Raw genomic sequence first — 14,055 nt, 5'->3', positions numbered from 1 at the left:
ACGCAAGCAATGTCGGATGGGCGGCACCAGGTCGACGCCGAGGAGCGCGCCGAGGCCCCGGACACGGCGGGGAACGGGCGGGACGCCGACGGCCGCCGGAATGCCGACTCCCATGGCAGGCGCGCGAGCATCCGCCGGGCGATCCGTATCGCCTCCCGGCCCGGGCCCTGGAGGCGCGGCCTGGTGCTCGCGGCGCTGGCACTGCTGCTCGGTCTGGTCATGCTGCTGCACGCGCAGATCCCGAATTCCGGGGGCCTCGGCAGCCTGGTCGAAACCTTCCTGCCGTGGTTCGGCGTGTTCATGCCGGTGCTGCTTGCCGGGGCGCTGTGGCGCCGATCCGCCTCCGCGGTGATTGCCCTGCTGCTGCCGGCCGTGGTGTGGCTGAACCTCTTCGGCGGACTGTTCGGCGACAAGTCACAGGCGGGCAGCGACCTCACGGTGGCCAGCCACAATGTCGGCGCCGAGAATCCCGACCCGGTGGGCACCGCCCGCCACCTGGCTGCCTCCGGTGCGAACGTGTTGGCGCTGGTGGAGCTGTCCGCGCAGGACAAGGGCACGTACGAGAAGGAGCTGGCGAAGGCGTACCCGTACCACACGGTGAAGGGCACGGTCGGGCTGTGGAGCAAGCTGCCGTTGTCGGACACCCAGCCGGTCGACATCAAGCAGGATGTGGGCCCGCTCGGCGACAGCAAGCCGGCCGACGTCAAGCTCGTCGACAACCGGGCGCTGCGCACCACGGTGGCCACGGACCAGGGACCTCTCGCCGTGTACGTGGCCCATCTGGGGTCCGTACGGGTCATGCCCAGGGGGGGCTTCCGGACGGAAACGCGGGACAGGAACGCGCAGGCGCTCGATGAGGCCATCGCCGCCGAGCAGAACGAACGGGTGGTGCTGCTCGGCGACCTGAACGCCACCACGGACGACCGCGCGCTCGACGGCATCACCTCGCAACTGCACTCGGTCCAGGAAGCGGCCGGAGACGGCTTCGGCTTCACCTGGCCGGCGAAGTTCCCGGTGGCGCGGATCGATCAGATCCTGATCCGTGGCGTGGAGGCGAAGAGCTCATCGGTGCTGCCTGCCACCGGCAGCGACCACCTGCCGGTGATGGCCGGCATCAGCTGGTGAACTGTTGGTGGGTGACAGCATTGCGGCTTGATCCACATCCACCCCTCGGGAGTGGGGCCTCCGAGCCCGACATTGGAGTACCGCACATGACTCGCAGAGAGTTGGCAGCGGCCGTGGCCGAGTGCGCGCCGAGGTGGCTCAGAAGGACGCCGACCATCCTGGCGGCGTTCGCCGTGACGGTCGGCGACGCGGGTCGCTCACCTGTGTACTCGACGGACTGAGGTCATGGAGTCGCTGCGGACGCTGTGGATGACGTCCATTGCCAAGTCGAAGTCGACGCCGCGGAAGTACTCGCCGATCGCTGTGGCTCCCTCAAGCGCACCCAGCACATTGAGGGATTGAGCCTCCCAGTCGCGGGCGTTCGCTACTGGCCTCGAGATCCAGGCCCGCACCATGACGGTGTGATGAGCCAGGCCAATCCGCTCCAGAGATTTGATGCGCGCGGTGGCAGTTCTGCCAGACCTGTCGGCCTGCCCCGGTCGTGAGCTTGTCAGTCCTACCTTCAGGTCCGGTCCGGGTCCTACGAAGCCGAGCGCGTAGATTCGCTCGCCGGGTGCATCCAAGGGCGCGCCTGCCATGTCCAGTTCCGCCCACGCCAGTTGGTTCGCCTGCCGTAAGTCTTCGACAGCGACGTCAGGGACTGCTTGCGGTAGTTGTGCGTATGCGTCGATCACCCGCTGCCGCGCGGCCGCCGCTTCTTCTCGATTCATCATGATGGTCAGTGTGCCGGGCAGGACTGACGGCGTGACTTCTACCGCGAGGGCGATGCGTTTGCCGGGTCGGCGGTAGACGATCCAGGCGATGGTGCGGCGCAAGCGGCGCAGCGCGACGGCGCTGTCGGGGTCGGGAGGGTGAAACCCCGCATACGCCGACACCACCGGCTCATCCTCGATCGACCGGTCGGCATGGATCGCGACAGCCGGCTTCTCCGGCGTCATCTCCGCCCACTTCATTGACTGTCTCCCGCGTGATCCGGAGATGCTCCAGCCCCGCCCTGGCCAGCTCCGGTTTCTCCGACAGCTCGGCGACCTCGGCTTCCCGCTCCTTCACAAGCAGCCGGGCGGCTGCCTCGCGCGCTTCCAACTCCTCGGACAGCGAGCCCATCCGCCACTCCTCCTCCATCACGGTAGAGACGAGAGACCCCGATCGCAGCCCGGCTGCCCGGTGACTATGAAAGTCAACCGGTTGCCGCTGAGGGGTGGCCGGCAGCGCAGACGATCAGAACCAGCCGGCCATGCGGGCAGCTCAGTCGGGCGAAGTCGCTCCGCGGTACTGGACCACCTCATCGAAGATGCTCCAGCCGTCGATCTCTTCAGTCATGGCATCGTCGGAACGCCAACCGCCTTTCAGGGCTGCGTCGAGCAGGGCTCTGACCGTGCCCGGCTCGTGCAGGTTCAAGGTTCTGCCGAGCTCCGTGCCGACGGCTCCTGATGGCATGAGGGACCCGTCAGGGACAAGCCTGTCGGGGCCTGCCTGGAAGACGATGCGGAGACGTCCCCTCGCTTTGCGCTGGCGGATGATGAGGGTTTCGCAGCAGTCCTCGTATCGGCCGTTGCCCAGGGCGCGGTGGGTGTGGCTCAAGGTCCAGAGGAAGTTCTGCCCCTCGACCACGAGACGTCGTGCCCTTCTATCGCTGCGAGCCATCAGCCAATGCTATCGAGAGCACGTTGACCAGCGCGATCAATCTCCAGCGTCAGAGTCACCCGGCGTCAGCACCCAGTACGACCTGCTGGGCTCCCGAGCATCGGCCCGAGGTGGTCGATGATGCAGTCTGCTGCCGGCTTGGACACTCTGGAGCGCGGCGCGAAGTGGCGCATCGTCAGGTTCGTGCGCCAGTACGCCGCGACCAGCAGAGCCGGGTCCTTCACCGAGAGGCTCCACGGCCGTCCGCGGCACACCGCGCTCACCGACTTGCCCAATTGAGACTCACTCAACAAACAGCGGGGGATCTTGGCGGCAGTCGCCCGGAACAAGGAGCTCGGTCCCTAGGGCCTGTCCGACGGGTCGCGTCACCGACCCCGCACCCGACAGCGCTGTCACCTGAATGGCGCAACATGACGTGCCATCCACATGGTGATTAAGCTGATTAGTACCCCAACCGAGACAATCCGTGAAAGGGGAACCAAATGTGCATTCGACGAATCCTCCCCGCCGTCATCGCCACGGCAGCCCTCGCCGGACTCGGCCTCACAGGCGCCGCCAGTGCCACCGCACCCGCACTGGGCGCCCCAACCGACGTCACCCCTTCTCAGTGCAAGCAGGGCGGCGGAACGCCCGATCTGGTGGACAACCTCTGCAAGGGTGGTATGCACAACGGGGAGACGGTCGACTGAACCGCACAAGGCGCCCCGCAGTCACGCGCCACGGGGCGGTCCCGCGCAAGCGTAGCCGGGAGAGTCGCAGGGCCTGTGTCGACCCGTCCTCGATTGCGAGGTGTCCGGTCCGTCAGTCGGTGTAGGCCTCAGACACCTTGAGGGTGTCCTCATAGAGGTACATCTTGACGATCTTGTCGCCTGCCACTTGGAAGTGCATGGCGATGGGCATCACGTAGGTCCGGCCCGTGGTCTTCGCGACGCGCGTGAACCGTCCCAGCATGACCGCGTGGTCGCCGTCAACGAGGAGAGCCTCGAGTTCGTCGACATTCTTCTCCGGGACGATGTTCGCCGCGAGGGTCCGGAGGTAGTCGGCCACGTCGCTGCCCTTGGAACGCTGGCCCGTCCAGGGCAGAGACGGTGAGCCGGGAACGTACCAGTCGATGTCATCCGCGAACACCCCGGCGACCGCCTGCGGGTCTCCGGCGGCCAGCAGGCCGAAGAACTTCTCCACAACCTCACGCGTCGCCATGATCAAAAGCCCTTCAGAACGGGATCCTGGACTGTCATTCCAGGGTGATGGAGGGGGAGTACGTACTACTCCTGAGCCTGTACGGCTCGCTGTCGCACGCAGGAATCGGAAATTATTCTTCGCGGAATCCCGGGCAATTCTTGTGATGTGTCAAGTAGAACAGATATGGACCGCGTGGTCAAGAATTGATGGTGCCGCCCGCAAGCTGCTCTGCAGCAGGGCGAGCGGCAGGATTTCGACGGGCCCGATCGGTCGCCTCCGATACTGAGGGCCGCCTCGTGGTTGAAATCTGAGCCCGGCGACGGTCCCGGTGCTGACGGGCATCCTGCGCACCGGCGTGCCTGCTCGATGGCCCTGTCCAAGCCCACTGGTCTGGCCCGCCCTGTCGGAGCCCTGGTGCCCGGCTCTTCTCGTCAGCCATCACGACTGCAGTGCGCCGCTGAGGGCAGGTGCTATGTGCGAGGCGGGACACGAGGTGCCGCTCGACGAGGTCGGCAATGCCCTTGCTCTGACGGACTGATCACCGCGAGTCCTGCTGCAGGGTGAGTCCGCGGCGGGTGCGGGGCCAACCGCTGGGTCAGGGGCGGGGGAGCTGGGAAAGTGCGGCGCGGCCGATCTGGAGCAGGGCCGAGCCGTCCATGTTGGTTTTGGCGAGAAACTCGATGCCCTGAAGGACGGCAAGCAGTAGGCGTCCGAGCTCCTGGGGGTCGGCACCCGGGTCCAGGGCTTCTTCGTGCTGTGCTTCCTTCACGCAGGCAACCAGAAGATCTTCGACAGCTTGATAGGTGGTTCTGGCCCGCGAGGCCACTTCAGGCTCTTGGCTGTGCAGCTCGGAGGTGCTGTTGACCATGAAGCAACCGCGTCGCCGCGTGTCTTCCGCAAACCCCGTGGCTGCGCCTTCAAGGAGGTCTGTCAGTCGTTCCATGGCCGTGCCGGGTCCGGTGAGGATCTGGCGGACACTGTTCAGCTGCTCGTCGCGATAGCTGTCCAGTACCTGGAGGAAGAGTTGGCGTTTGTCGCCGAACGCCCCGTACAAGCTTCCCTTGCCCAGCCCTGTAGCTCCCATCAGGTCCTGCAGTGATGTGGCTGCATAACCCTGGTTCCAGAACTGTTCGCGCACGGATTCCAGAACGTGGCTCTCGTCGAAGTTTCGGGGGCGGCCCATGGCCGCACCTTACCACTTCTTGACTCATCGGTCCATAAATGGTGGGGTTGTCCGCGGCCCGCGGGTGGCTCGCCGCGCTCTACAGGTCCAGGATGATGTCTTCGGTGGGCTTGGAACAGCAGATGAGGATATTGCCGTCGGCGGGGGGCTCGACCGGCTCGGGTGAGTACGTCACTGCGCCGGACATGAGGGCGAGTTCGCAGGTGTGGCATACGCCGGTGCGGCACGACCACTGGACGGGGACGTCGCAGGCTTCGGCGAGTTCGAGCAGGGAATCCTGGGTGCTGTTCCAGGGGACGTTGAGACCGCTGCGGGCGAAGGACACCGTGGGGCCGGTGCCGGCCGCTCCCGCCGGCTGGTGGGGCGCGGCCGCGGTCGCGGAGTCTTTGATCCCGGGGGTGAGGGAGGCGCCCGCGCCGAAGATCTCGGTGTGGACGCGGGACGCTTCCAGACCTGCGTCGATGAGGGCGCTGGTGATGCCGTCCATGAAGGCTGTCGGTCCGCACAGGTAGGCGTCGGCGTCGGCCGGCAGGCCGAGGGCGCGGATGCGGTCGGCGGAGAGGCGGCCGGTCTCCGCGTAGTCGACGCCCTGGCGGTCCTTGGGGGCCGGTTTGCTGTAGTAGACGGTCGACCGGGCGTGGGGGAGTGTGCTGATCAGGTCCCGGCTTTCTTGGGCGAAGGGGTGCTCGGTGCCGTCGCGGGCTCCGTGCAGCCACCACACCTGTCGAGTGGAGCGGTCGCGGACGAGCGCGTGCAGCATGGCCAGTACGGGGGTGACGCCGACGCCGGCTGACACCAGGACCACGGCGTTGTCGCCGCCGGCCAGACAGAAGGTGCCGCGGGGTGCGGCGGCGTCCAGGTGGTCGCCGGTGCGTAGGTGGGCGCGCAGGTGGTTGCTGGCCGCGCCGTGGGGTTCGACTTTCACGCTGATGCGGTAGGTGCCGGTGCCCGGTTCCCCGGACAGCGAGTAGCTGCGGATCAGCGGCGCAGTATCTCCCTCGGGCTGAATCTTGACGGTAAGGAACTGGCCCGGCAGCGCGGCGGGCAGATCGGAGCCGTCGTCGGCGGCCAGCGACAGGGAGAACACGCTGCGGCTCTCGGGCTGGATGTGGGTGACGGTGAGCGGACGGAAGCCCGGCCAGGCGGGGGGCGGGGCGGTCGCCGCGGTGTTCAGTCCCGCGCTGCCGGAGGCCCCGGCCGCCTCGTTGCCTGCCTGGTCCAACAGGGTCTGCATGGAGGCCCGCCAGCCGGGGCTGAGCGCGGGGATCCGCAGGGCCCGTTCGACCTGTTCGCGGGTGTGCCCTGGCAGATAGAGCACCCGGTCGATCTCCGTGACGGTCATCGCCTCGGGGCCGGTGGCGACCTTGACGATCTCCTGCCCGGCCTCCACCTCCCCTTCCTCGATGACCCGCAGATAGAAGCCGGGGCGGTGGTGGGCAACCAGCAGAGCTGCCATCTGAGGCTCGCCCATGCGCAGACCCACGCGGTAGCAAGTCACGCGCGGCTGTGTGACCTCGAAGAGCGCGTCGCCGATGCGGTAGCGGTCGCCGATACAGACCTCGTCGTCGGGCAGGCCATCGACGGTGAAGTTCTCGCCGAACTGTCCGGGAGTGAGGTCGTCGCGGCCCAGTTCCCGAGCCCAGTAGCGGTAGGAGTCGGTCTGGTACACCAAGACCGCCCGCTGCTCGCCGCCGTGCCCGCCCAGATCGCCTTGGCCGTCGCCGTCGATGTTGAGCCGCCGCACCATGCGTGGCCCGGACACGGTCTGCTTGTAGATCCCGGTGTGCACGTTCTTGCCGTGCCAGGGGACATCCTTGGGCATCCCGACGTTCAGTGCTGTCAATGTGGCCACCACGCCACCTTTCTTGCGCCGGCTTCCATGCGAACTCGGGCAGAGGGCGCGTCGTGTCGGCTTCGGGCCTGTCGGCCGCTGTCTCAGCCGCTTTGCGGTCAGGCTCCTGGCGACCAGGCCGGTGTCCTCGTAGAGGTGGAGGCGGACCAGGCGCCCCGACTCGACAGTGATGTGGAACGCGACGGCATGCTGAACCGGCGGCCGTTGTCCTTCACGACCGGGCTGAACGTGCCCAAGGCCAGGGCGGCGACGCCGTCGACCAGGAGGGCGACGCCGACGGCATCGCCGAAGAGATCGACTGGTTCGTGCCAGGGGACGAAAAGGTGCTTCCCTGGGCTGGCCGGCGCACGCGACGTGAACAGTTCCTGGCCGTCGACGGTTGTGGTGTTGTGGTGCGTGGCGGACACGTGACCTCCCGGAAGCACCTGAACGCGGAATGTGCGCCAAATCCGCCCGTGAGAATCGGTACGGTCGAGGGGCGAGAGGCCGCAGGCTCAGAGTCGGGAAACTATCTACGTGAAGTGACGCCTGGCGGCAGATGGCGCCTGGTGTCACCTTGGCCACGGTAGTCGCGGAGCTCAGGTGGGGCAACGCAGCAGCGGAATGAGCGAGATCTCGCATTCTCTGGCAGCCTGTTTGCAGTGCACGCGGTCTACGCGTGGAGGCCACGGGCCCTCTTCCCGAACCGGGCCACGGACACGGTAGTGGGGCGCGACCTTCGTCGTCCCCAGTGTCCGGGGGCTCGTATCCGCGGCGACCACGACTGTCCCCGCGCGGGTGCCGCGGCAGGTCGGCGACCGTGCTGCGTCAGGTCGTGCCGCCATCCCATGCCGGGCGAAGTCCGGCTCCGGATACTGGGGCGCTCCGCGTCCAGCGTCGCGTGGAGTCCAGATCTGGCGGGCTGTCATATCCGGTGTCGATGCGATCGTAAGGAACCTCACCATGCCTTTCATCACCACAAAGGACGGCACTGAGCTCTTCTACAAGGACTGGGGCTCCGGTCAGCCGGTCGTCTTCAGCCACGGCTGGCCGCTGACTGCCGACGCGTGGGACCCGCAGGCCAAACTGGTCGTGGACAACGGCTTCCGAGCGATCGCCCATGACCGGCGCGGCGGCGGGCGCTCCGGCCAGCCCTGGGACGGCAACGACCTCGACACCTACGCCGAGGATCTGGCGTCCCTGATCGAGACCCTGGATCTGAGGGACGTCATCCTGGTGGGCCACTCGACCGGCGGCGGTGAGGTGACCCGCTACATGGGCCGGCACGGCACCGGCCGGGTCGCCAAGGCCGTTCTGCTCAGCGCGATCCCGCCGTTGATGCTGAAGACGGCGGAGAACCCCGAGGGACTGCCGATCGAGGTCTTCGACGAAATCCGCAACGGCGTCGCGAACGACCGCTCGCAGTACTACCAGGACCTCAGCGCGGCCTTCTACGGCGCCAACCGCCCTGGATCGACGGTGACGCAGGGCACTCGCGACGAGTTCTGGCTGTGGTCCATGTCCGTGGGCATCAAGGGCGCCTACGACTGCATCAAGGCGTTCTCCGAGACCGACCTCACCGAGGACCTCAAGCGGATCGACGTCCCGACCCTGATCATCCACGGCGACGACGATCAGATCGTCCCCATCGTGGCCGCGGGCAACAAGTCCTCGAAGCTGGTGAAGGGCGCGACCTTCAAGGTCTACGAGGGCGCCCCGCACGGTTTGTCGATGGTCCCGAAGTTCGCCGATCAGTTCAACGCCGACCTGTTGGCCTTCGCCCGCGGCTGACGGACTGGCTGCTGCGTCGCAGCAGTACAGATGCCCTCGACGGGAATGAGGTCCGGTGCATAGCGCCTGAACGCGATCCCGGATTCTGAGTAGCCTGGGCGCCGTGCGTTGGTCGGGTGTGTGAGGGGGCCGGCCCTTGGGCTGCGGCGAGCGGTCGCGGGGCCGTTGCTCCACGGACGCGTGAGCGCGGCGACCACGGCGTCGCGGGGGACGGCGGGGCCCTCGGTCCAGCGTTTGCGCAGGTGCTCGCAGTAGGGATCGACGAGGCTGGTGCGGTACTTGGGGACGCGGAGCATCCGCTCGGGGCCGGTCGGCTCGGGCCGGGGGGGCTGCTCAGCGCCTCGTCTCGTACCTGGTCAGGACCACGCCGCCGGGAAACGTCCGCGTCTCCACCAGGTTCAGGTTCACCCAGCTGTCCAGCGCGGCGAAGAACGGCGTGCCGCCGCCCACCAGGACCGGATGGGTGGCGATCGCGTACTCGTCGATCAGCCCGGCGCGCATGGCCGCCCCGGCGAGCGTTGCGCCGCCGATGCCCATTGGGCCGCCGTCCTCGGCCTTGAGCCGGGTGATCTCGGCGATCGCGTCGCCGGTGACCAGGCGGGTGTTCCAGTCGACCTTGTCGATCGTCGAGGAGAACACCACCTTCGGCGTGTCCCGCCAGTTCCGCGCGAACTCGATCTCCGCCGGGGTGGCGCCCGGCTGCTGGTCGCCGGTCGGCCAGTAGGAGCTCATCGTCTCCCACAGCTTGCGCCCATACAGCGACAGGCCACTCGCCTGCTCGTGGTCGAGCCACCACTGGAACAGCTCGTGGCTCGGCGGTCCGCTCCAGCCGATGTCGTCGCCGGCCGCGGCGATGTAGCCGTCCAGGGTCAGGTTCATGCCGTAGATCAGTTTCCGCATGGCCCAGCCTTCCGTCCGTGGGTGTCCGGCGTAAAGACCAGCGCGGCGCGCGAAACTCATCGGTGCGCGATCTGGGCTCGCCGGTAGTCCTCGTGCTCAGGGCTCAGCGTGGTGTGCTCGGCCGACACGGGCAAGCCGCCTGATCTAGACCTCGCCCTCGCCCTCGCCCTCGCGAGGAAACGCCACGGATTTCAGACTGATCATGGGTGACAAGGCCGTGAGACAGCCAAGAACACCCAGGTCACGCAAGATCGACACGTCACGAGCGGCGAGGCCCCACCTCTATCGGGTTGCGGACCCGTGCGGGCTCGGGCCCGGTAGAACTGGGGGTATGTCGCGTGCGCAACTGACTGATGCTGACTGGGAGTTCATTGCTCCGTTCCTGCCGATCGGGGAGTTCGGTCCGTATCCGGAGAATCCGCGGGCCCAGTTCGAGGGTGTGGTGTCGAAGTTCCGGTCGGGGGCCAGTGGCGGGAGATGCCCGGCCGGTTCGGGCCGTGGCAGACGGTGTAGGACCGGTTCCGGTACTGGCGGAAGGCCGGCGTGTTCACGACCCGCCCCGAGGGCGTGATCGCCGAGGCCGCGAGGCAGGGCAAGACGGACTTGTCACTGGTCAGCGTGGACTCGACCATGGCCCGCGCGCATGACGATGCAGCCGGACTACCCGTCGACGCCGAAGTCCTGGAGGCACTGGAGACAGCGGTCGCCGAAAAAAGGGGCCGACGCGAAGAACAAGACCGGCAAACCGACCCGGCAGGCGAAGAACGCCAGCGGTTAAGGCACCGCACCGCCGCAGGGCCCGCGTGGCCGCCGCTGACCTGGGACGTTGCCGCACGGTCCCCAGGGCCCCGGCTGACCACATCGCGACGACAGTGCGCCGCTGCCTTGCCTACTGCTCTGAATCTCCCCAGGTGGTGCTCCTGAGGTACTGGACCTGGATGTGCGACGGTTCGGCCTGGTGCCAGCACTCATGACAGCGGTCCACAACTCGCGGGGCGGCGTGCACGGAGCAGGCGCCGAGCGCATCAATTGCTCGGGAAGGAAACCTGTGTGAGTTCTTCGGAGACGTGCCAGATGCGTCGGGCCTCCTCGGCGCTGCGGAGGCGCGAGTAGAGCTTCTGCTCTCCGGGAGGACCGCCCATGTGCCCGAGTCCGCGCGGCCCATAGAACCCGCCACGTTCGGCGTCGGGGGAGGTGGCGGCGTGGAGGGCGGGAAGTTGCGCGGTGCTCACTGTCCCGACGATGATGCCGCGGGCCGACAGAGCCCGGATGATGCGCACACCCCTGGTGTCCTGGTCGCGGCCGACCTCGGGGCGAGCGGCGAGCAGGTTCGTCGGAGCGACCCCGGGATGGGAGAGGTTGCTCGTGATGCCCCAGCCATGGGCCTGACTGCGCCGGGTGAGTTCGAGGCCGAAGAGCCCGAACGCGATCTTCGACTGACTGTAGGCCTTCATGCCGTCGTAGGAGCGTTCCCAGTTCAGGTCGTCCCAGTTGATGGCGCCCCGATTCGCCGCGACGCTGACCTGTGAGGTCACGCGTGCGTGGCCGGCGTGCAGCAGCGGCAGCAGGTGGGCCACCAGGGCGAAATGGCCGAGGTGGTTGGTGCCGAATTGCAGCTCGAAGCCGTCGGCGGTCGTCTGCCGGTCGGGCGGGGTCATGACGCCGGCGTTGTTGATGAGGATATGGATCGGCCGGCCCTCCTCTTGCAGGGTCTTGCCGAGGGCCGTGACGGAGGCGAGCGAGGACAGATCGAGCTCGCGGAGCGACACGTCCGCCTCGGGCACCGCCTGACGGATCGTGGCGATCGCGGCTGCCCCCTTGCCTGGATTGCGAACGGGCAGAAGCACTTCGGCCCCGGCCGCGGCGAGCCTCGCGGCCAGACCGAGCCCGATGCCGTCGCTTGCTCCGGTGACGACGGCGCGCTTACCGGACAGCTCGGGGACGGCGATGTCGATGGGTTTCCGTGGCATGTGCCCGCTCCTGGGTTGTGTCGTGCCCCCACCGTTGTGGACCACTGCGGCGTCATTCATGGCGGCTCGATCCACTGACGGGGACAGTGGGTGCGTCATCAAGCCTCGGACGGCGCCGCGCCGGAGGCAACGGATGAAGGGGGGATCAACAGTCCGTGGCTTGCGAGATACGTGGGCGGTAGAAATGAGCATCGAAGGAGGCGCGCATGGTGATCGACCGGACAGGACTGGCGGGGTTCCTCCGGCGCCGCCGGGAGTCACTGCAACCCGAGGACGTCGGTCTCCCGCGCGGGCGGCACCGCAGGACGAGCGGGCTGCGGCGAGAGGAAGTGGCTGCCCTCTGTCACATGTCGACCGACTACTACGCGCGGCTCGAGCGAGAGCGTGGGCCCCAGCCGTCCGAGCAGATGATCGCCTCCATCGCGCAGGGACTCCATCTCTCCCTCGACGAGCGCGACCATCTGTTCCGGCTCGCCGGACACCATCCGCCCACACGGGGCGCGGACAGCGAACACATCGGGCCCGGACTGCTGCGCATCCTCGATCGCCTGCAGGACACCCCCGCGGAGATCGTCACCGAGCTCGGCGAGACACTGCGGCAGACCCCACCGAGCGTCGCGCTCACCGGCGACCTGACCGCCTACAGCGGCCCGGCCCGCAGCATCGGCTACCGATGGTTCACCGACCCCGCCACGCGCCGGCTCTACGCGTCCGACGACCATGCCTTTCTCAGTCGCATGTTCGTCTCGGGTCTGCGCGGGGTGGCCACGCTGCGGGGTCCCGGTTCCCGCGCGGCCCACCTCGCCGACCTGCTGCTCGCTCAGAGCGAGGAGTTCCGGCAGGTGTGGAACGAGCACGAGGTCGGTATCCGTCCCAACGAGGTGAAGCACTTCGTCCACCCCGAGGTCGGCGCACTGGAACTGACCTGCCAGACGCTGGTCGATCCGAACCAGTCGCACCTCCTGATCGTCTACACCGCCACCCCCGGCAGCGAGAGCTACGAAAAGCTGCAACTACTGTCCGTCATAGGAACGCAGGAGCTGCGATAGAGGGCCCGCCCCAACCGCTGTCCAGACGGCGGGCCGACGTCTTGTTCGCGATGCTCCGCGACGGAACCTTCTACGAGCCGCAGCCGTGGGCCGCAGTCACCTGACCTGCGGGTCTGCGAGGAGAACGACTCGATCGGCCTCCACGTCGAAGCCGAGCACCGGATGGCCGGAGTCGCCTTCCGGGTCCATCAGCACCCGGCTTGCCCAGCCGCCGCCCGATCTCCCGAAGGAAGCCGCAGAACATATCGAGTCGCTCCTGGCCTTGCCACTCCCGCAGGTCGACGTCAAAGTCGACTTCATCGTCGGCATGGAAACGGAAGATCGCCAACACATCGGCAGCCGGCCAGACCCGCAGGTCCGGGCACTCGGCATCCGCCGGACGGGACAGCACAACCTCCGCCCGGGGCACCGGAAGCACCCTCTTCCCTTCGGAGTACTGGCACTTCCAGCCCTTCTCCACGACAAGATCGAGGACCGCCTGCCAGTCCTCCACCGAGGCATCCGGGACACGCACGTCCGGCAACGACCCCATCAAGTCCGGGTCGAAGAAGCACTTCACGTCATCCCACGGCAGATCAGCCACCCCGCCATGCTGCCCCGGCTCACCGACCCGACGCACCCCCGTTTCCCTTGACCAAAGGCATAGGGGCACCCCCCAGGGCCACCCTCATGGGAACCTGCAGTTGACGGTTGAAGCAACACGCGGCTGCTGGTGGCCCGTTCGGTTCTGCACACGCGGCTGGTCGGCGGGAGTGGACCTGGAAGTCCGCGGGGATCGATCTGTACGCGGTGCTACGAGGTGGACCACTCGATCAGGGGTGGCCGGACCGCCGCACACAACGGGTTCCCACGCGCGTCCGTCAGCCCCAGCCTCCCCACCAGCAGGCCACCCTCGACGGCCGCCGCGAGAGTCCCGGGGGCGATGCCGTCGAACCAAAGTTTCGCCCGCCGGAACATCGTGAACGCCTCGTGATCGTCGACCGTCCCCCAGGACAGGTAGATGAACCTGCCGCCGGGCCGCCCCTGCACATAGGGGCCCCGCAGGTCTCAACCTCCCTCGACGGTCGTGGCCGTGACTTCCAGTTCCCACTGCGCCGACAGCGCATCTCCCGGATGCAGGCCGAGCAGCTCACGGGGCCGATCACGCCGCTGCACCGCGACGTGGATGTTGCGGTATCCGGGACCACACTCTTGCCCGCACTCCCGGCCGGGCAGATTCGATCCCTCGATTCGAACCAGCATCCCTCCATCATCCACCGCAGAGCATCCACCCATCTGATAGCGAGCCTGAAAGGAATCACGGCCCTACCTGAGGAATTCGGCCCGCCGCTGTCGCGGTCGCGGAAGGGATGTCTCCGGCGTCGGCCCGGGACCATCCTA

General features: G+C 67.6%; 13 protein-coding genes and 4 pseudogenes. 5 read left to right on the top strand and 12 right to left on the bottom strand.

Translation table 11 applies throughout. From position 1 onward, the window contains the following. Positions 1–9: 9 nt before the first annotated feature. Positions 10–1,125: an endonuclease/exonuclease/phosphatase family protein gene (locus ACWIGU_RS38975; protein WP_454406509.1), complete on the top strand. Its 1,116-nt coding sequence runs from the start codon at positions 10–12 to the stop codon at positions 1,123–1,125. A gap of 197 nt (positions 1,126–1,322) precedes the next feature. On the opposite strand, the gene ACWIGU_RS38970 is transcribed toward ACWIGU_RS38975, so the two are convergent. The 4 genes and pseudogenes from ACWIGU_RS38970 to ACWIGU_RS38955 all read right to left on the bottom strand — a co-directional run. Next, a complete protein-coding gene (locus ACWIGU_RS38970) occupies positions 1,323–2,063 on the bottom strand; it encodes a hypothetical protein (RefSeq protein ID WP_454406507.1) in 741 nt (246 codons plus the stop codon). Further along, entirely contained in the window at positions 2,008–2,250 is a 243-nt protein-coding gene (locus tag ACWIGU_RS38965) for a hypothetical protein (protein ID WP_454406505.1), read from the bottom strand. The genes ACWIGU_RS38970 and ACWIGU_RS38965 overlap by 56 nt, the downstream gene beginning before the upstream one ends. A gap of 120 nt (positions 2,251–2,370) precedes the next feature. Then, positions 2,371–2,769, bottom strand: coding sequence for a hypothetical protein (locus ACWIGU_RS38960; protein WP_454406503.1), 399 nt, complete (start codon positions 2,767–2,769; stop codon positions 2,371–2,373). Positions 2,770–2,864: 95 nt separating this feature from the next. Continuing rightward, a pseudogene (locus ACWIGU_RS38955) lies at positions 2,865–3,098 on the bottom strand (transposase family protein); the annotation flags it as partial. A 153-nt stretch (positions 3,099–3,251) separates the two neighbouring features. Between ACWIGU_RS38955 and ACWIGU_RS38950 the strand changes: the two are divergent. Continuing rightward, positions 3,252–3,458, top strand: coding sequence for a hypothetical protein (locus ACWIGU_RS38950; protein WP_454406501.1), 207 nt, complete (start codon positions 3,252–3,254; stop codon positions 3,456–3,458). A gap of 112 nt (positions 3,459–3,570) precedes the next feature. Here ACWIGU_RS38950 and ACWIGU_RS38945 read toward each other — a convergent pair whose 3' ends face one another. The 4 genes from ACWIGU_RS38945 to ACWIGU_RS38930 form a co-directional block, all read right to left on the bottom strand. Then, entirely contained in the window at positions 3,571–3,969 is a 399-nt protein-coding gene (locus ACWIGU_RS38945; RefSeq protein ID WP_454406499.1) for a nuclear transport factor 2 family protein, read from the bottom strand. A 577-nt stretch (positions 3,970–4,546) separates the two neighbouring features. Next, positions 4,547–5,134, bottom strand: coding sequence for a TetR/AcrR family transcriptional regulator (locus ACWIGU_RS38940; protein WP_454406497.1), 588 nt, complete (start codon positions 5,132–5,134; stop codon positions 4,547–4,549). Between the two features lie 79 nt (positions 5,135–5,213). Beyond that, the gene (locus ACWIGU_RS38935; protein WP_454406495.1) at positions 5,214–6,986 is read right to left on the bottom strand and encodes an MOSC domain-containing protein; all 1,773 of its coding nucleotides are present in this window, start codon (positions 6,984–6,986) and stop codon (positions 5,214–5,216) included. A 98-nt stretch (positions 6,987–7,084) separates the two neighbouring features. Then, positions 7,085–7,393, bottom strand: a complete 309-nt coding sequence (locus ACWIGU_RS38930; protein ID WP_454406493.1) for a hypothetical protein — start codon at positions 7,391–7,393, stop codon at positions 7,085–7,087. 535 nt (positions 7,394–7,928) lie between these two features. Between ACWIGU_RS38930 and ACWIGU_RS38925 the strand changes: the two genes are divergently transcribed. Beyond that, on the top strand, positions 7,929–8,756 hold the full coding sequence (locus ACWIGU_RS38925) for an alpha/beta fold hydrolase (protein ID WP_454406491.1): 828 nt from the start codon (positions 7,929–7,931) through the stop codon (positions 8,754–8,756). 333 nt (positions 8,757–9,089) lie between these two features. Here the strand turns inward: ACWIGU_RS38925 and ACWIGU_RS38920 are convergent, their stop codons facing one another. Beyond that, positions 9,090–9,656, bottom strand: coding sequence for a dihydrofolate reductase family protein (locus ACWIGU_RS38920; protein ID WP_454406489.1), 567 nt, complete (start codon positions 9,654–9,656; stop codon positions 9,090–9,092). 331 nt (positions 9,657–9,987) lie between these two features. On the opposite strand from ACWIGU_RS38920, the pseudogene ACWIGU_RS38915 reads away from it, so the two are divergent. Beyond that, positions 9,988–10,448, top strand: a pseudogene (locus ACWIGU_RS38915) (transposase); the annotation flags it as partial. A gap of 233 nt (positions 10,449–10,681) precedes the next feature. On the opposite strand, the gene ACWIGU_RS38910 reads toward ACWIGU_RS38915, so the two are convergent. Continuing rightward, a complete protein-coding gene (locus ACWIGU_RS38910) occupies positions 10,682–11,626 on the bottom strand; it encodes an SDR family oxidoreductase (RefSeq protein ID WP_454406487.1) in 945 nt (314 codons plus the stop codon). Between the two features lie 206 nt (positions 11,627–11,832). Here ACWIGU_RS38910 and ACWIGU_RS38905 point away from each other — a divergent pair, with 206 nt between their 5' ends. After that, positions 11,833–12,675, top strand: coding sequence for a helix-turn-helix transcriptional regulator (locus tag ACWIGU_RS38905; protein WP_454406485.1), 843 nt, complete (start codon positions 11,833–11,835; stop codon positions 12,673–12,675). Positions 12,676–12,771: 96 nt separating this feature from the next. Here ACWIGU_RS38905 and ACWIGU_RS38900 read toward each other — a convergent pair. Both ACWIGU_RS38900 and ACWIGU_RS38895 read right to left on the bottom strand, forming a co-directional pair. Further along, positions 12,772–13,258 (bottom strand): annotated as a pseudogene (locus tag ACWIGU_RS38900) (hypothetical protein). Positions 13,259–13,467: 209 nt separating this feature from the next. Continuing rightward, positions 13,468–13,917: pseudogene (locus ACWIGU_RS38895) on the bottom strand (DUF5990 family protein). Positions 13,918–14,055 lie beyond the last annotated feature (138 nt).

The sequence above is a fragment of the Streptomyces sp. NPDC055400 genome, from assembly GCF_053644375.1.
The sequence above is the reverse complement of the archived record's forward strand: the minus strand, read 5'-3'. Positions and strand labels throughout refer to the sequence as shown.